The sequence below is a fragment of the Mycobacterium sp. NGS63 genome (genome assembly GCF_059812295.1).
The window spans coordinates 503015-519094 of record NZ_JCALCJ010000004.1 but is presented as its reverse complement, the minus strand read 5'-3'; the positions used below and the strand labels follow the sequence as shown (position 1 = coordinate 519094).

Genomic DNA, 16080 nt, shown 5'->3' with positions numbered 1-16080 from the left:
GGCGCACGCCGCGCGGCGTCAGACCGCCGCGGCCAGCGCCGCCAGGGTGTCCTCCGAGGAGTGCACCGGCCGCCAGCCCAGTTCGATCCTCGCCTTGGTGGTGTCCATCACCACCGACGTGCGCGCGCTGTGCAGCCACTCGAGCATGGACGGCACGAACGGGACCCGCGAAATCGCCTTTGACGCCGCCGTCGCTGCGACGGCGGGCACCCGCACCGGGCGCCCGCCCAGCGCCTTGGCCACCTCGGACACCGTCACCACGCCGTCACCGGCGATGTTGTACGCGCCGGGCGGGGCCGGAGCCGTCGCCGCCAGCGCGATCGCCTCGGCGACGTCGTCGTGGTGGACCAGCTGCAGCGGGAAACCCGGGTCGGGCACCACCGGCTTGAGCATCGGCAGCAGCCCGGACAGGGCGCGCAGCGGCCCGGGCAGCTGGTTCCAGGGCATCGCGTCGGCCAGCGCGGTCGCCCGGGGCCCGGCAACGATGCAGGGCCGCAACACGAACACCTCGAGCGACGAGCCCTTGGTGACGTCGGCGAGCAGCGCCTCGCACGCGGCCTTCTGCGCGGAGTAGTAGTGCTCCTCCGACCCCCGCGCCGGCACATCCTCGGTGAGCGGGACCGGGTTGTCGGAGTGGTAGCCGTAGGCGGCCACCGACGAGGTGTAGACCAGGCGCCGCGGGCGCTCGGCGGCGACGGTCGCCTCGAACACGTTGCGGGTGCCCTGCAGGTTGATGCGCTCGCTCTCTTCGCGCGAGCCCATGATGATGAACGCCAGGTGGATCACCACGTCGGCCTGCGCCACCAGGGCGTCGACGGCCTCGCGGTCCAGGATGTCGCCCTGCTGGTAGCCGGTCTTGACCCAGCCGCTGGCGGACGGGTCGAACGGCCGCCGGGCCATCCCGATGATCTTGTCGACCGTGGGCTCGCGCTCGAGCGCCGTCACCGCCGAGATCCCGATCTCGCCGGTCGGCCCGGTCACCGCCACGGTCAGCCCCATTCGACATGTCCTTCCCTTCCCCGCCGCGCTGAAACCACGAGTGACGAAAGTCGCGAGTCGATACTCTCGACGGCGGGGCACGCGGCACCGTTAGGCAGATAGCGTGCGCGGCGCGTTTAGGCGGCCGATAATCTACGGCGATTGCACGCGGGTCGAACACCGACAGCGCGGGAACGGGACAGCACAGTGGCAGACAAATCGGATGCGGGCGCGAACGGCGCACCGCCGGGCGGCGAGAAGGCCGACCCGGCGACCGTCTTCGCCGCGCTGGCCGAGATCATCTACCGGGGCTCGGACGCCACCGAGATGTACGCGGCCATCTGCGTGGCCGCCACCCTGGCCATCCGCGGCTGCGACCATGCCAGCCTGTTGGTGCGCGAAAACGACCGCTATGTGACCGTCGGCGCGAGTGACCGCATCGCCCACCAGATCGACGAGCTGGAGCGCCGCGCCGGCGACGGCCCGTGCATCGACGCGATCGAGGAGGAAACCCCCCAGATCGACACGGACCTGACGTCGCCGTCGCTGTGGCCAAAGCTGGCCGCCGTCCTGGTCGAGGAGACCCCGGTGCGCGGGGCCATGGGCTTTCGGCTGCTCGTCGACAAGCGCAAGGGGGCCGCGCTCAACCTGTTCAGCGACACCCCCAACCTGTTCGACGCCGAGTCGGCCGGGCGGGCGGCGGTGCTGGCGGCGTTCGCCAGCGTGGCCATCAATGCGGTCGCCAAGGGCGAGGACGCCGCCACCCTGCGAAAAGGGCTGCTGTCCAACCGCGAGATCGGCAAGGCCGTCGGCATGCTGATGGCGCTGCACGACATGTCCGAGGACCAGGCGTTCGACCTGCTGCGCCGCCACTCCCAGTCGCTCAACATCAAGCTGGCGGAGGTGGCGCGCGCCGTCATCGAAAACCGCGGTCAGCTGCCCCCCGACGTCGAAAGCCAGCTGCCGTCCAACTCGTGAGCGCTACTCCGGCAGGCGCAGCTCGGGCTTCTCGACCTCTTCGATGTTGACGTCCTTGAAGGTGACCACCCGCACCTGCTTGACGAACCGGGCCGGGCGGTACATGTCCCAGACCCAGGCGTCGGACAGCCGCAGCTCGAAGTACACCTCGCCGTCGGCGTTGCGCGGCGTCATCTCCACGCTGTTAGCCAGGTAGAAGCGCCGCTCGGTTTCCACGACGTAGCTGAACTGGCCGACGATGTCCTTGTATTCGCGGTACAGCGAGAGCTCCATCTCGGTTTCGTACTTTTCGAGATCTTCCGCACTCATCTGCTCAGACGTCCTTCTCCCGGCAACTTGGTCCCATCTTTCCTCACCGCCATCGCTGTCGCTCGTCCGGAGGGTCCGGTTTGCACTCGGCCACCAGCCGCCCGCCCGACCCGTCTGACCCTATGGCCACGCGCCGCACGTTGATGAAGGAATAGCGGTGCTCGGCGCAGGGGCCCAGCCGAGTCAGCGCCGTCGAATGCGCCGGGGTGGCGTAGCCCTTGTGCTCGGCGAAGCCGTAGCCGGGGTGGTCGGCGTCCATGGCGACCATCAGCCGGTCCCGGCTGACCTTCGCCAGCACGCTGGCCGCGGCGATGCAGGCGGCCACGGCGTCCCCGCCGATCACCGGCAGCGACGGCATCGGCAGGCCGGGCACGCGGAAGCCGTCGCTCAGCACGTATCCCGGGCGCACGGACAGCCCGGCCACCGCGCGGCGCATGCCCTCGATGTTGGCCACGTGCACCCCGCGGCGGTCGACCTCGGACGACGGGATGAACACCACGTGGTAGGCCAGCGCGTAGCGGCGGATCAACGGGAACAGCTTTTCCCGCGCCTTCTCGCTGAGCTTCTTCGAATCATCAAGGACGGCAAGGCTTTCCAGCCGCCCCGGGCCCAGCACGCAGGCGGCGACCACCAGCGGGCCCGCGCAGGCGCCGCGGCCCACCTCGTCCACCCCGGCCACCGGGCCCAGGCCGCTGCGGTACAGCGCCGACTCCAGGGTGCGCAACCCTGCGGACTTGCGGATCACCGTCCGCGGCGGCCAGGTGGTGGCCACGGCTACCGACTCTGTTGGGGATTCACCGATCCGACACCGCCCCACCGCGACGGCGGCCAGACGATGAACCTGGCCTTGCCGATGACGTTGGACACCGGCACCGTCCCCGACATCGGGTCGCCGGTGCACAGCACGCCCTTGAGCGCGTCGGCGGGGACGCTGGTGCAGTGCGCGCGCGAGTCCGCCGAGTGCGTCCGGTTGTCGCCCATCACCCACAGCCGTCCCGCCGGCACGGCGACAGGACCGAACTCGCTGCCCAGGCACGGGTACTTCGTCGGGTCGGCCATCATGGTGTTCGGATCCAGGTAGGGCTCCCTGAGCGGCTTGCCGTCGACGGTCAGCCCGGTCTCGGCCCGGCACGCCACCGTCTGCCCGCCGACCGCGATGACCCGCTTGACCAGGTCGTTCTCGTCGGGAGGCACGAAACCGATGAACGACAGCCCGTCCTGCACCCAGCGCAGCGCGGTGTTGTTCGACCGGATCGACTTGTACCCGGCGTTCCACGACGGCGGCCCCTTGAAGACGACCACGTCGCCGGGCCGCGGCTGACCGAACCGGTAGGTGAGCTTGTCGACCATGATCCGGTCGCCGACGCAGCCCGTGCACCCGTGCAGCGTGGGCTCCATGGATTCCGACGGGATCAGGTACGGCCGCGCGATGAACGTCAGCATGACGTAGTAGAGCACCACCGCGATCACCGCGAGGACCGCGAGTTCGCGCAGGGTGGACTTCTTCTTGCGGTCAGGCTCGGCCGCGGCGTCGGGGGGCGCGGTCCCCTCGTCGGGGGTGTCGGGGTCGCGGGTCGAGACCTTGGGTTCCGTCTGACCGGCGTCGGACTGGGGCTCGGGCGAGTCCGGGGTATCCGTCACGAGATCAGCGTAGGGGCGTCAGCGCTTTTCCTTGATCTTGGCCTTCTTGCCGCGGAGTTCACGCAGGTAGTACAGCTTGGCGCGGCGGACGTCGCCACGGGTCACCACCTCGATGTGGTCGATGTTCGGCGAGTGCACCGGGAAGGTCCGCTCGACGCCGACGCCATAGCTCTCCTTGCGCACGGTGAACGTCTCGCGGATGCCCCCGCCCTGCCGGCGGATCACCACGCCCTTGAACACCTGGATGCGCTCCTTGGCGCCCTCGATGACCTTGACGTGCACGTTGATGGTGTCGCCCGGGCTGAAGGCCGGGATGTCGTCGCGCAGCGACGCCTGGTCGACGAAGTCCAGCCTGTTCATCGTTAGAACTTCCTTGCGCTCGCGGCCCGCGACCGCGGCCCACGCGCGGGCGTGGGGCGGTCATCAAGCCGATGGATTTCGGGCTTTGTCCGTGTATCTCGCAGCGCCCGGGAAGCGGCCCGGCCCGCTGACGGGTTCGAGACAACTGCACAATTGTGCCAGACGGCCCGCGTGCATTGAAAATCACAGGTAAACGGTCGCGATTCGGCACGAGCCGAAGGCCCGGTGAGTGGTACATATGACTGGGGTCGATGCGGCCCTTCAAGCTGTCGGTTTCACCTCGAGGAGATCCAGGCATGCGCGCCCGCCCGCTCACCGTGCTCGCCGCCGTGGCGGTGGTGACGCTGGTGCTGGCCGGGTGTGACGAGGCGCTGGTGGAGACGCAGGCCCAGCCGACGGTGCCCCGCGACCCGGGGCACAGCGCGCATCAGGCCCCGACGCCGCCGGAGACGGTTCACCTGCTGCTGGACAGCGCGCCCATGCACGGGCCGCCGCAGGCGCTGCCGGGCACGGTGTTCAACGGCCTGCCGGCGCGCATCCAGCGGGCCATCGACGAGGCGGCCGCCGCCGGGGCCAACCTGTCGGTCGCCGTCCTCGACCGCAAGACCCACGAGCTCGTGGCCAACGGCAACGGCCAGGTCATCGGCACCGCCTCGGTGGCCAAGCTGTTCATCGCCGACGAGCTTTTGCTGGCCGAATCGCAGGGCCGGACGGCCCTGTCGCCGGAGGACCGCCAGGCCCTGGACACCATGCTGCAGTCGTCCGACGACGGCGCGGCCGAGAAGTTCTGGGGCCAGGGCGGCGGCGACGCCATCATCACCGCGGTCGCGGCCCGGTACGGGTTGTCGTCGACCACCCCGCCCGGCGACGGGCGCTGGTGGAACACGATGAGCACGCTGACCGATTTGGTCCGCTACTACGACATGCTGCTCGACGGGACGGGCGGGCTGCCGCCCGAGCGGTCCGCGGTCATCGTCAACGACCTGGCCCAGTCGACGCCGACCGGCATCGACGGGTACCCGCAGCGGTTCGGGATTCCCGAGGGGCTGTTCGCCGAGCCGGTGGCGGTCAAGCAGGGCTGGATGTGCTGCATCGGCAGCGACTGGATGCATTTGTCGACCGGCGTCGTCGGCACCGACCACCGCTACGTCATGGTGGTGCAGTCGCTGCAGACCTCCGACGACGCCACGGCGCGCCAGACGATCACCCAGGCCGTCAAGACGATCTTCCCCAACGGCCGCATCTGACGCGGGATCCAGCGTGCGGCCAGCCGCACAGTGGCGCCCACCGGTGCGGCCAGCCGCACGCTCGCGCAATCGTCACTCGCCGCCCGGCGCCAAAAGATCGGGGCGGCGTTCGCGGGTGCGCCGCAGCGACTCTTCCCGGCGCCAGGCGGCGATGCGCGCGTGGTCGCCGGACAGCAGCACCTCGGGCACGTCGAGCCCGCGCCAGCTCGGCGGCCGGGTGTACGACGGGCCCTCCAGCAGGCCGTGTGAGTGCGAATCGTCCTGGTGTGACTGGGGATTGCCGATGACCTCGGGCAACAGCCGGACCACCGCCTCGATCATCACCACCGCCGCCGACTCGCCGCCGGGCAGCACGTAGTCGCCGATCGAGACTTCCTCCACCCGCATGCGGCGGGCGGCGTCCTCGACGACCCGCTGGTCGATGCCCTCGTAGCGCCCGCACGCGAACACCAGGTGGCGCTCGACGGTCCAGCGCTGGGCGGTGGCCTGGGTGAACGGCGTGCCCGCCGGGGTGGGGACCACCAAAAGCGTTTCGCCGGAACAGGTCTCGTCCAGCGCCTCGCCCCAGACCGGCGCCGTCATCACCATGCCGGGGCCACCCCCGTAGGGCGCGTCGTCCACCGAGTGGTGCACGTCGTGGGTCCAGCGGCGCAGGTCGTGCACGCGCAGGTCGACCAGGCCCGACGCGATCGCCTTGCCCGGCAACGACTGTCGCAGCGGATCCAGGTAGGCCGGGAAGATCGTGATGACGTCGACGCGCACGGCTACCCCAGGTCCAGCAGGCCGTCGGGCGGATCGATCTCGATCAGCCGGTCGTCCAGCGACACCGACGTGACGATCGCGCCGACGAACGGCACCAGCGCCTCCCCGGCGTCGCGCCGCACCGCCAGCAGCTCACCGGCCGCGGTGTGCAGCACCTCGGCCACCACGCCGACGTCCTGCCCCGTCACCGTCCGGACGCGCAGGCCCTCGAGCTGATGGTCGTAGTAGGTGTCCGGCTCGTCGATCGGCGGCAGGTCGTCGGAGTCCACCACGAACAGGCTGCCCCGCAACGCGTCGGCGGCGTCTCGGTCGTCGACCCCGGCCAGCCGCACCAGCAGCCGCCCGCCGTGCTCGCGCGCCTGCTCGATGACGAAATCGCGTTCGGTGCCGCCACGAGAATCCCTGGCGCGCAACGTATTACCCGGGGCGAACCGGGCGGCGGGATCGTCGGTGCGGATCTCCACGACCACCTCGCCGCCGATGCCGTGCGCCTTGACCACGCGCCCGACCGTCAACTCCACGGGAGTGTCCGGCTACTGGTCGGTGTCCACCACGTCGACGCGAATGCCGCGGCCACCGATCCCGGCGACCAGGGTGCGCAGCGCGGTCGCGGTGCGTCCGCCGCGGCCGATCACCTTGCCCAGGTCGTCGGGGTGGACGTGCACCTCCACGGTGCGCCCACGCCGGCTGGTCACCATGTCCACCCGGACATCGTCGGGGTTGTCGACGATCCCGCGGACCAGGTGCTCGACTGCGTCAACGACGACCGTGCTCACGTCGGTCAGCTCTCGCTCGTCGGCTCGGCCGGCGCCTCGGTTTCGGCGGCCGCCGGGGTTTCCGCGGTTTTGGTGGCTTCAGCGGGCGCCTCGGCGGCCTCCGGGGCGGCCTTCGCGGCCTTCTTCGCGGGCGCCTTCTTCTTCGGCTTGGCGGCCTCGGTGGTGGGGGCGCCGTCGGCCTCGGCCAGCGCGGCGTTGAACAGCTCCAGCTTGCTGGGCTTGGCGGGCTTGACCTTCAACCGGCCCTCGGCGCCGGGGATGCCCTTGAACTTCTGCCAGTCGCCGGTGATCTTCAGCAGCTTGAGGACGGGCTCGGTCGGCTGGGCGCCCACCGAAAGCCAGTACTGGGCGCGCTCGGAGTTGATCTCGATCAGGCTCGGGTCTTCCTTCGGGTGATACCGGCCGATGACCTCAATCGAGCGGCCGTCGCGACGCGTGCGGGCGTCGGCGACGGCGATGCGGTACTGGGGATTGCGGATCTTGCCGAGCCGGGTGAGCTTGATCTTCACAGCCATGGTTACGCGATGTCTCCTGTGGGTGTCACGCTGCAATTCAGCGACGCCGGCGGGATGCCGGGGCCCGGTTTTGCCTCGCGTGTGTGACCACCGCGCGACCGTGATCGCGGGGCGGACAGCCGCCCATTGTGCCAGACCAGGGCGCCGGGGCCGAAATCGTCACATGACCTTCTGGAAGGTCTTGGTCTCCACCCGGCGGCTCATCCGCCAGCCGTCGGGCGTGCGCACGAATTCGTCGTCGTACCAGAGCCCGCAGAACAGGATCTGATCCTTGTCCCCCGGCAGCACCATGGGGTTGAAGCAGATCACCCGCGACGACGCGCTGTCCCCGTCGATGCGCACCGAGAAGTTGCCGAGCATGTGCGCGTACACGGGGAAGGTCGGCAGCACCTCCGCCAGCCACTTCTTGACCTCGGGATAGTGACCTTCGATGCCGCCCAGCGCGGTGTAGTCGATGTAGGCGTCCGGCGTGAACACCTGGTCCAGGTCGTCGAAGCGGCGGTTGTCGATGGCGGTGGAATAGTCCACCAGCAGCTGCTGGATCTCTAGGCGGTCGGAAATCTCGGCCAGGCTCAACATGCGTCGATTCAACACCGTGGTTGGGATCGGTAGCGGCGCGGGCGGTGTCGACTTGCCGGATGAGTCTGTTGCGGGCCGCGGTCGCGGGGTTGGCGACGACGTTGTTGCTGTTGGCCGGTTCGGCACCTTCCGCCGAGGCCGCCCCGTGCCCGGCCGGGAAGTCCTGCCAGCGCTGGTGCCCGGGTGATGTCCTTCCGGCCGGCCGGCCGGTGCCGTGGGACGGCGGCGTCTGCCACGACTACTTCTGGGACTACTACGGCGTCCACGACATCCGCGACGGCAAGTTCTACGCCTGGCGCGACATGCCGTGGCACTGACTGCGGGCGGCCCCGGAAGTTACACTTTGCGCCCATGCGCAAGCTTCTGGCCGCGGTCGCCGCGTCGCTGGCGGTGGCCGCGGCGCCCGTGTCGCGGGCCGACAACACGCAGCCGATCGGCTCGGTGCCCATCCCCGACGGCCCGGCTCAGACCTGGATCGTGGCCGACCTGGACAGCGGTCAGGTGCTGGCCGGCCGCGACCAGAACGTCGCCCACCCGCCGGCGAGTACCATCAAGGTGCTGTTGGCGCTGGTCGCGCTGGACCAGGTGAGCCTGGATTCCACCGTCGTCGCCGACGTCGCCGACACCGAGGTCGAGTGCAACTGCGTCGGCATCAAGCCGGGCCGCAGCTACACCGCGCGCCAGCTGCTGGACGCGCTGCTGCTGGTCTCGGGCAACGACGCCGCCAACACGCTGGCGCACCTGCTGGGCGGCGCCGAGGCCACCGTGGCCAAGATGAACGCCAAGGCCGCCTCCCTGGGGGCGACGAGCACCCACGCGTCGACACCGTCCGGGCTGGACGGGCCCGGCGGCTCCGGGGCGTCGACGGCCCACGACCTGGCCGTCATTTTCCGCGCGGCGATGGCCAACCCGGTGTTCGCGCAGATCACCTCCGAGCCGTCGGCGATGTTCCCCGGCGAGCACGGCGACGAGCCGATCACCAACCAGGACGAGCTGCTGGCTCGCTATCCCGGCGCCATCGGCGGCAAGACGGGCTTCACCAACGCCGCGCGCAAGACCTTCGTCGGCGCCGCCGCCCGCGGTGGCCGCCGGCTGGTGATCGCCATGATGTACGGCCTGGTTAAGCAGGGCGGTCCGTCGTATTGGGATCAGGCCGCCACCCTGTTCGACTGGGGTTTCGCGCTCAATCCCGAGACCGGCATCGGCTCGCTTTAGCCACCGCCCAGGGCCGCGGTGAGCAGCGCGGTCAGCACCGGAATGCGCTGCTCCGCGATCTCCGGGTGGGGCAGCACCCCCTCCACCACGGCGGCCCCGTCGAACACGTTTCTCATCAATGTCACCAGGACCGGGAAGGTTTCGGCCGGAAGGTCCTCGGCGCCGGGCAGCGCCCGGGCGGCGTCGTGAATCTTCGCCGCATACTGGGCGAGCTCGTGTTGCATTGTGGCCCTGAGCTTTTCGTCGGTGCGCGCGGCGATAGTCAGTTCGTAGAAGACGGCGTTGGTCGGGCCGGCGGTGATGTCGCGCAGGATGGGCAGCGCCGCTTCCAGCACCGGCTGGTCCGCCGGAATTTCCGCGACCCGCTTGGTGAACGACTCCACCTGACGGCGCAGCACCTCCGACGCGGTGGCGGCCATGAAGTCGCCCATGGTGTCGAAGTGGCGGAACAGGGCGCCGACGGACACGCCGGCCCGCTTGGTGATCACCGCCGCCGAGGCCCGCGCGTAGCCGACCTCGATGATGGTGGCGATGGCGGCCTCGAGGAGCCGCGCAACGGTCTCCTCGCGGCGCTGCTGCTGGGTTCTGCCCATGTCAGGCACCGACTTTCAGCGCCCCGGCGTGACGCTCCCCCGCCCGCAGGTAGCGGCCCGACTTGACGGTTTGCCCGTAGCCGGGACGGAATTCGCCGTTGCCGAAGACGACCGTGCCGCCCACGCCGGTGGCGATCACCGCGCCGTCGTTGCGGTTGACCATGCGCCGCAGGCCGCCGTAGAACGGCACCGCCTCCTCGTGGTAGCCGTCCACCGACTCGTCGAGCCCGGCCGGGTCGATCACGACGAAGTCCGCGCGGTCGCCCTCGCGCAGCGTCCCGGCGTCGATGCCGAACCACTCCGCCAGCTCGCCGGTGAGGCGATGCACGGCCCGCTGCATGGACAAGAACGGCGCGCCCGCGCGCTCGGCGTCGCGGGTGCGCTTGAGCATGCGCAGCGCGAAGTTGTAGAACGCCATGTTGCGCAGGTGCGCGCCGGCGTCGGAGAAGCCCATGTGGACGCTGGGCTCGGCGGCGAGCTTGTCGAGCTGCCTGGGCCGGTGGTTGGCCACCACCGTCGTCCACCGCACGTTGCGCTCGCCGTTGTCGACGAGCACGTCGAGGAACGCGTCCAGCGGGTGCAGCCCGCGTTCGTCGGCGATGGCGCCAAAGCTCTTTCCCACCAATGATTTGTCGGGGCACTGGACGATGACCGCGTCGTGGAAGTCGCGGTGCCACAGCGACGGGCCGAGCTTGATGCGGTCGAACTCCTTGCGGAAGTTCCGGCGGTAGGACTCGTCGGCCAGCAGCTCGTTGCGCCGCAGCTGGTCGCGCAGGTGCAGCGCCGCGGTGCCGGCGCCGAACTCCTCGAACACGGGCAGGTCGATGCCGTCGGAGTACAGCTCGAACGGGACCGGCAGGTGCTGGAATCGCACCTGGGAGCCCAGGATCTTGTTGAGCAGGCGGGTGCCCAACCCGAAGGTGTGCACGGCGAACGGCATCGACTTGGCGTCGGCGGACACCAGCAGGCTCATCCGAACCCCCTTGCGCCAGCCCCACATCGCGCTGCTGGCCAAAAAGAACAGCAGCCCGGACTTCGGGTCGTCGACGTTGGGCGCGCTCTGCAGGATCCGGCCGCGCTTGCGCAGCACCCTGATCAGCCGGCGCCGCTCGCGCCACGTCGCGAAGGTCGACGGCAGGGCGCGCGACCGGAAGCGCTCGCCGTCGAGTTTGTCGATGGCGGCGTCCATTCCGGACATCCCGAGCATCCCGGCGTCGAGCGCCTCGTCCAGCAGCGCCGCCATCCTCTCCAGCTCGGCGTCGGTGGGCCGCACGGTGGCGTCGGTGGCGCGGTCGAGGCCCAGCACCGCCGCCCGCAGGTCCGAATGACCAAGCAGGGAGCCGACATTCGGCCCCAGCGGCAGCGCGTCGATCGCCTCGACGTAGCCCGCGGCCGTCGACCACGATTTGGTGGAATCCAAAGCGCCGTAGACGTATTCGTGCGGCACCGCCTCCACCCGGCTGAACAGGTCGGCGGCGTCCTCGGAGCCGGAGTAGACCGTCGACAGCGAGCAGTTGCCCAGCAGCACCGTCGTCACGCCGTGGCGCACCGACTCCCGCAGCCCCGGGTCCAGCAGCACCTCGGCGTCGTAGTGGGTGTGCACGTCGATGAAGCCGGGCAGCACCCACTTGCCCGCCGCGTCGATCACCTCGGGGCAGCCGGTCTCGTCCAGGGGCCCCGCCGCCACGGTGGCCACCACGCCGTCGCGGATGCCGAGCGTGCGGGTCTGCGGCGCGGCGCCGGTGCCGTCGAACCACAGCCCGTCGCGAATGATCACGTCGTAGGTCACCGTTGCCTCCAGGTCGTCGGGTTGGAGGCAACCTAACATAGATAGCAAGTACTCGCAATCTTTTCCGAAGGGGTGTTTCATGCCAGGTCAGGGGCTGAGTCAGGGCCGGGGCGGCACCGTCACGCCCGGCGGCACCTCGCCCGTGCGGGCCACCAGGACGGGGGCCCGCAGCACGGCACCGAGCTGACGGCACTCGTTGCTGTGCACGGTGACCGTGATCTCGCCCGCCAACTCGCCGTGCCCGCGGGGGCGCAGGGCCAGGGCCTGCGTCGTGGCCTGGGTCGCGGCGCCGCCGGGCCCGATGCACGGAAACGTGCCCTGCTCCGTGCGGGACAGCCAGTGGCCGTCGCGGAAGTCCAGCACGATGGGTTCGCCGCCGGGTGATTTCGCGCGGGTGAGGTCGGCCTCGTCGAGCAGGGTCCCGACGGCCGTGCACGGGCCGGGCGCGCACGAGGAGCGGAAGGCCCACCACGTGATCACGTCGGGCGGTTGGGGGTTGGGCCGCTCGTTGAACGTCTGCTTGGTGCGCCGCACCTCGAGGCGGTAGGTGCCGTCAAGCGGGATCGGCTCCGCGACCGCGGTGCCGGGTGCCGGCGCGCTCGTGGTCGGGCTGGCGACCGGGGCGGCGGTCGTGGGGTCGGTCCTGTCGGTCTTGCGGCCGAGGGCGAAGCCGGCGGCGAGCAGCCCGGCGGCGAGCACCACCGCGGCGGCGCCCACCACGATCGCGCGCGGCCGGCGCCGGCGCGGCGTGGCCGGTTCGCGTTCGTGCGCCGCGGGCGCCTCGGGGACGCCGGGTACTGCGTCGGGCTCGGGCCAGTACGCCGGATACTCGGCCACGACGCCCGCCTGCCGGTTGGCCGCGTCGGCGAACTCGCGGCAGGTGCCGAACCGGTCGGCGGGACGCGGGGCGAGCGCCCGAAAGAACGCCCCGTCGAGGCGCGCGAGCTCGGGACGCCACTCGCTCAGCCGGGCGCCGGGGGCCGGCAGGGCCCCGCTCAGCAGGTGAAATGCGGTGGCCGCCAACGCGTACTGGTCGGCTCGGCCGTCGACGGCCCCGTCCGCGAGCTGTTCGGGCGCGGCGTAACCGGCCGCGGGTTGCCGCGCTGTCCCGAAGTCGGTGAGCAGGAAGCGTCGTTCGCCTTCGGCGCGCCCGGTCACGAGGATGTTGGCCGGTTTGACGTCGCGATGCAGCAGCCCACGCTCGTGCGCGTGGTCGAGCGCACCGGCGACGGCGCTCACCAGCGCAAGCACCTCGTCGACCGGCGCGACGGCCGGGAACCGGTCGGCGGCCAGGCGCGCGGCGCTGGACCCGTCGACGTAGTCCGTCGCGATGTAGAGCCGGCCGTCGAACTCGCCGCGGTCGCGGACCCCGACGATGTTCGGGTGCCACAGATTCGTCGCGATCGGGGTCTCCGCCTCGAAGCGGCGGCGGAATTCGTCGTCGGCCGACAGCGCCGGCGACAGGACCTTCAACGCCTGCCAGCGCGACGATCGAGGGTCCTGGGCAAGGTAGACGGCACCGGTCGCTCCAGAACCCAGCCTCCGCGCGACCAGGTAGCCGGCGAAGGTCGCGCCGCTGGCCAACGCCATGCCGCGATACTACCGAGGCGGCCGAAAGGCCTTGCCGCGCAGGATCACCAGGTCGGGGCGGCGCAGCACGTCCGGGCCCGACCGCGGGTCGTCGGCGTAGCACAGGAGGTCGGCCGAGGCTCCGGGGTCGAGCCCGGGGCGGCCCAGCCAGCGGCGCGCGTCCCAGCACGCGGCGCCCAGCGCCTCCGTCGGGCTCATCCCGATGCCCTTGAGCGCCTCGACCTCGTCGGCGATCCGGCCGGGCGCGACCATGGTGCCGGCGTCGCTGCCGGCGTAGACCGGCACGCCCGCGTCCCTCGCCGCGGCGATCCGCGCGGGGCCGCGGGCGTGCAGGTCGCGCATGTGGGCGGCGTAGGCCGGATACTTCGCGGCGGCCTCGGCGATGCCCGGGAAGTTCTCGACGATATTGACCAGCGTGGGGACCAGCGCGGTGCCGCGCTCGACCATCAGCTCGATGGTGTCGTCGGTGAGGCCGGTGCCGTGTTCGATGCAGTCGATGCCGGCGTTGATCAGGCCGGGCAGCGCGTCCTCGCTGAAGACGTGGGCGGTGACCCGGGCGCCGTGGGCGTGGGCGGTCTCGATCGCGGCCTTGAGCACGGCGTCGGACCACAGCGGCGCGAGGTCGCCGACGCCGCGGTCGATCCAGTCGCCGACCAGCTTGATCCAGCCGTCGCCGCGGCGGGCCTCCTCGGCCACCGCCGCCGGCAGCTGCCATTCGTCGTCCAGCTCGCGCGAGAAGCCGGCCGCGTAGCGCTTGGGGCGCGCCAGGTGTTTTCCGGCGCGGATGATGCGCGGCAGGTCGTCGCGGTCGTCGAGGCTGCGGGTGTCGGTGGGCGAGCCGCAGTCCCGCAGCAGCAGCGCGCCGACCTCGCGTTCGATCTCGGCCTGGGCGATCGCCTCCTCGAGGGGGATCTCGCCGTGATCGCCCAGCCCGACGTGGCAGTGGGCGTCGACCAGCCCGGGCAGGATCCAGCCGCCGTCGAAGACGGTGTCGGCGCCCGCGACCGGTTCGGCGCTGATGCGGCCGTCGGCGATCCATAGCTGGGTCTCGGCCTCGTCGGGCAGCCCCACGCCCCGCACGTGCATGCGCACGGGGCGGCTAGTTCTTTCCCGGGAACTTCAGCTTGGACAGGTCGAAGTCGGCCAGGCCGGGCGGCAGTTCGTTGAGGCCCTCGGGCATCTGCGACAGGTCGGGGAACCCGGCCGGCATGCCCGCTCCGAGCGGGTTCCTGACCTTCGGCGGGGTCGGGCCGCGGCCGCCCTTCTTGCCCTTCTTGCCCTTGGACCCCTTGCCGCCCTTGGCCTTTCGGGTCGCCGACTTGCGGCCCATGCCCGGAATGCCCATGCCGCCCAGCATCGACGACATCATCTTGCGGGCCTCGAAGAAGCGATCGACCAGCTGGTTGACCTCCGACACCGTCACCCCCGAGCCGTTGGCGATGCGCAGCCGCCGCGAAGCGTTGATGATCTTCGGGTCGGCCCGCTCCTGCGGCGTCATGCCGCGGATGATGGCCTGCAGCCGGTCGAGCTGGCTGTCGTCGACCTGGGCCAGCACGTCCTTCATCTGGCCGGCGCCGGGCAGCATGCCCAGCAGGTTGCCGATCGGGCCCATCTTGCGGATGGCGAGCATCTGCTCGAGGAAGTCCTCCAGCGTCAGCTCGCCGGTGCCGATCTTGGCGGCGGCCTCCTCGGCGCGCTGCGCGTCGAAGACCTGCTCGGCCTGCTCGATCAGGGTCAGCACGTCGCCCATGCCCAGGATGCGGCTGGCCATCCGGTCGGGATGGAAGACGTCGAAGTCCTCCAGCTTCTCGCCGCTGGAGGCGAAAAGGATTGGCACACCGGTCACCTCGCGGACCGAGAGCGCGGCGCCGCCGCGGGCGTCGCCGTCGAGCTTGGTCAGCACCACGCCGGTGAAGCCGACGCCCTGGCCGAACGCCTCGGCGGTGGTGACTGCGTCCTGGCCGATCATCGCGTCCAGGACGAACAGGACCTCGTCGGGGTCGACGGCCGCGCGGATGGCCGCGGCCTGCGCCATCAGCTCGTCGTCGATGCCGAGGCGCCCGGCGGTGTCGACGATGACGACGTCGAAGTGCTTGGCGCGGGCCTCCTCCAGACCCGCGGCCGCGACGGCGACCGGGTCGGGGGGCCCTACGTCGGCGCCCGGCGCGCCGGCGCCGGGGTGCGGCGCGAACACCGGAATCCCGGCGCGCTCGCCGACGACCTGCAGCTGGTTCACCGCGGCCGGCCGCTGCAGGTCGCAGGCCACCAGCAGCGGCGTGTGTCCCTGGCCGCGCAGCCCGGCGGCCAGCTTGCCGGCCAGCGTGGTCTTACCCGAGCCCTGCAGGCCGGCGAGCATGATGACCGTCGGCGGTGTCTTGGCGAACGCGAGCTGGCGGGTCTCGCCGCCCAGGATGCCGATCAGTTCCTCGTTGACGATCTTGACGACCTGCTGGGCCGGGTTGAGCGCGCCGGAGACCTCGGCCCCGCGGGCCCGCTCCTTGATGCGGCCCACGAACGCCCGGACCACGGGCAGTGAGACGTCGGCCTCCAAGAGCGCCAGCCGGATCTCGCGGGTGGTGGCCTCGATGTCGGCGTCGGTGAGCCGGCCCTTGCCGCGCAGCCCCTGCAGGGCGCCGGTCAACCGGTCGGACAGCGATTCAAACACGACCGCCAGCCTAGTGGTGGGTGCGAGCCCCGCGCTGCGGGGCGCGGCAGCGTCCCGGTCTCCGCGACACGTAAACCACGCAC

At 71.1% G+C, this 16080-nt stretch carries 18 protein-coding genes and 1 pseudogene; 4 read left to right on the top strand and 15 right to left on the bottom strand.

Annotated features, from left to right (window positions below):
* Positions 1-18: 18 nt before the first annotated feature.
* Positions 19-999, bottom strand: coding sequence for an NAD-dependent epimerase/dehydratase family protein (locus tag AC5Y4Z_RS13080; RefSeq protein WP_499964299.1), 981 nt, complete (start codon positions 997-999; stop codon positions 19-21).
* A gap of 186 nt (positions 1000-1185) precedes the next feature.
* Here AC5Y4Z_RS13080 and AC5Y4Z_RS13075 point away from each other — a divergent pair, with 186 nt between their 5' ends.
* Positions 1186-1956, top strand: a complete 771-nt coding sequence (locus AC5Y4Z_RS13075) for a GAF and ANTAR domain-containing protein (RefSeq protein ID WP_499964296.1) — start codon at positions 1186-1188, stop codon at positions 1954-1956.
* A 3-nt stretch (positions 1957-1959) separates the two neighbouring features.
* Here AC5Y4Z_RS13075 and AC5Y4Z_RS13070 read toward each other — a convergent pair whose 3' ends face one another.
* The 4 genes and pseudogenes from AC5Y4Z_RS13070 to rplS all read right to left on the bottom strand — a co-directional run bounded on the left by AC5Y4Z_RS13070 (position 1960) and on the right by rplS (position 4266).
* Positions 1960-2265 (bottom strand): DUF2469 domain-containing protein, encoded by a 306-nt coding sequence (locus AC5Y4Z_RS13070; RefSeq protein ID WP_003875077.1) that lies wholly within the window; start codon positions 2263-2265, stop codon positions 1960-1962.
* 27 nt (positions 2266-2292) lie between these two features.
* A pseudogene (locus AC5Y4Z_RS13065) lies at positions 2293-3037 on the bottom strand (ribonuclease HII); the annotation flags it as partial.
* A 2-nt stretch (positions 3038-3039) separates the two neighbouring features.
* Positions 3040-3906, bottom strand: coding sequence for a signal peptidase I (lepB, locus tag AC5Y4Z_RS13060; protein WP_499964294.1), 867 nt, complete (start codon positions 3904-3906; stop codon positions 3040-3042).
* A gap of 18 nt (positions 3907-3924) precedes the next feature.
* Entirely contained in the window at positions 3925-4266 is a 342-nt protein-coding gene (gene rplS, locus AC5Y4Z_RS13055) for a 50S ribosomal protein L19 (protein ID WP_012393605.1), read from the bottom strand.
* 296 nt (positions 4267-4562) lie between these two features.
* Between rplS and AC5Y4Z_RS13050 the strand changes: the two genes are divergently transcribed.
* Positions 4563-5513, top strand: a complete 951-nt coding sequence (locus AC5Y4Z_RS13050) for a serine hydrolase (RefSeq protein ID WP_499964292.1) — start codon at positions 4563-4565, stop codon at positions 5511-5513.
* Between the two features lie 72 nt (positions 5514-5585).
* Here AC5Y4Z_RS13050 and trmD read toward each other — a convergent pair whose 3' ends face one another.
* The 5 genes from trmD to AC5Y4Z_RS13025 all read right to left on the bottom strand — a co-directional run bounded on the left by trmD (position 5586) and on the right by AC5Y4Z_RS13025 (position 8145).
* Positions 5586-6275: a tRNA (guanosine(37)-N1)-methyltransferase TrmD gene (trmD, locus tag AC5Y4Z_RS13045; RefSeq protein WP_499964290.1), complete on the bottom strand. Its 690-nt coding sequence runs from the start codon at positions 6273-6275 to the stop codon at positions 5586-5588.
* Between the two features lie 2 nt (positions 6276-6277).
* Positions 6278-6796 (bottom strand): ribosome maturation factor RimM, encoded by a 519-nt coding sequence (gene rimM, locus AC5Y4Z_RS13040; RefSeq protein WP_499964288.1) that lies wholly within the window; start codon positions 6794-6796, stop codon positions 6278-6280.
* A gap of 12 nt (positions 6797-6808) precedes the next feature.
* Positions 6809-7051, bottom strand: a complete 243-nt coding sequence (locus AC5Y4Z_RS13035; protein ID WP_003878715.1) for an RNA-binding protein — start codon at positions 7049-7051, stop codon at positions 6809-6811.
* Positions 7052-7056: 5 nt separating this feature from the next.
* A complete protein-coding gene (rpsP, locus tag AC5Y4Z_RS13030; protein ID WP_499964286.1) occupies positions 7057-7566 on the bottom strand; it encodes a 30S ribosomal protein S16 in 510 nt (169 codons plus the stop codon).
* 159 nt (positions 7567-7725) lie between these two features.
* Positions 7726-8145 (bottom strand): nuclear transport factor 2 family protein, encoded by a 420-nt coding sequence (locus tag AC5Y4Z_RS13025; protein ID WP_499964284.1) that lies wholly within the window; start codon positions 8143-8145, stop codon positions 7726-7728.
* 59 nt (positions 8146-8204) lie between these two features.
* Here AC5Y4Z_RS13025 and AC5Y4Z_RS13020 point away from each other — a divergent pair, with 59 nt between their 5' ends.
* The gene (locus AC5Y4Z_RS13020; RefSeq protein WP_499964282.1) at positions 8205-8462 is read left to right on the top strand and encodes a hypothetical protein; all 258 of its coding nucleotides are present in this window, start codon (positions 8205-8207) and stop codon (positions 8460-8462) included.
* A 34-nt stretch (positions 8463-8496) separates the two neighbouring features.
* Positions 8497-9360, top strand: coding sequence for a D-alanyl-D-alanine carboxypeptidase family protein (locus tag AC5Y4Z_RS13015; protein ID WP_499964280.1), 864 nt, complete (start codon positions 8497-8499; stop codon positions 9358-9360).
* Here AC5Y4Z_RS13015 and AC5Y4Z_RS13010 read toward each other — a convergent pair.
* From AC5Y4Z_RS13010 to ffh, 5 genes are read right to left on the bottom strand one after another with little or no spacing between them, the layout of a single operon-like run.
* Positions 9357-9953 carry a TetR/AcrR family transcriptional regulator gene (locus AC5Y4Z_RS13010; protein WP_499964278.1) on the bottom strand — a complete coding sequence of 199 codons (597 nt, stop codon included), beginning with the start codon at positions 9951-9953 and terminating at the stop codon, positions 9357-9359. The two genes, AC5Y4Z_RS13015 and AC5Y4Z_RS13010, sit on opposite strands and share 4 nt — an antisense overlap.
* A gap of 1 nt (position 9954) precedes the next feature.
* Positions 9955-11781 carry an N-acyl-D-amino-acid deacylase family protein gene (locus AC5Y4Z_RS13005; protein ID WP_499964276.1) on the bottom strand — a complete coding sequence of 609 codons (1827 nt, stop codon included), beginning with the start codon at positions 11779-11781 and terminating at the stop codon, positions 9955-9957.
* 60 nt (positions 11782-11841) lie between these two features.
* Positions 11842-13332 (bottom strand): serine/threonine-protein kinase, encoded by a 1491-nt coding sequence (locus AC5Y4Z_RS13000; RefSeq protein ID WP_499964275.1) that lies wholly within the window; start codon positions 13330-13332, stop codon positions 11842-11844.
* A 9-nt stretch (positions 13333-13341) separates the two neighbouring features.
* Positions 13342-14418 carry a metal-dependent hydrolase family protein gene (locus AC5Y4Z_RS12995; RefSeq protein ID WP_499964823.1) on the bottom strand — a complete coding sequence of 359 codons (1077 nt, stop codon included), beginning with the start codon at positions 14416-14418 and terminating at the stop codon, positions 13342-13344.
* 13 nt (positions 14419-14431) lie between these two features.
* Complete coding sequence (gene ffh, locus AC5Y4Z_RS12990) at positions 14432-15997, bottom strand: signal recognition particle protein (RefSeq protein ID WP_499964273.1); 1566 nt, start codon at positions 15995-15997, stop codon at positions 14432-14434.
* Positions 15998-16080: the final 83 nt, after the last annotated feature.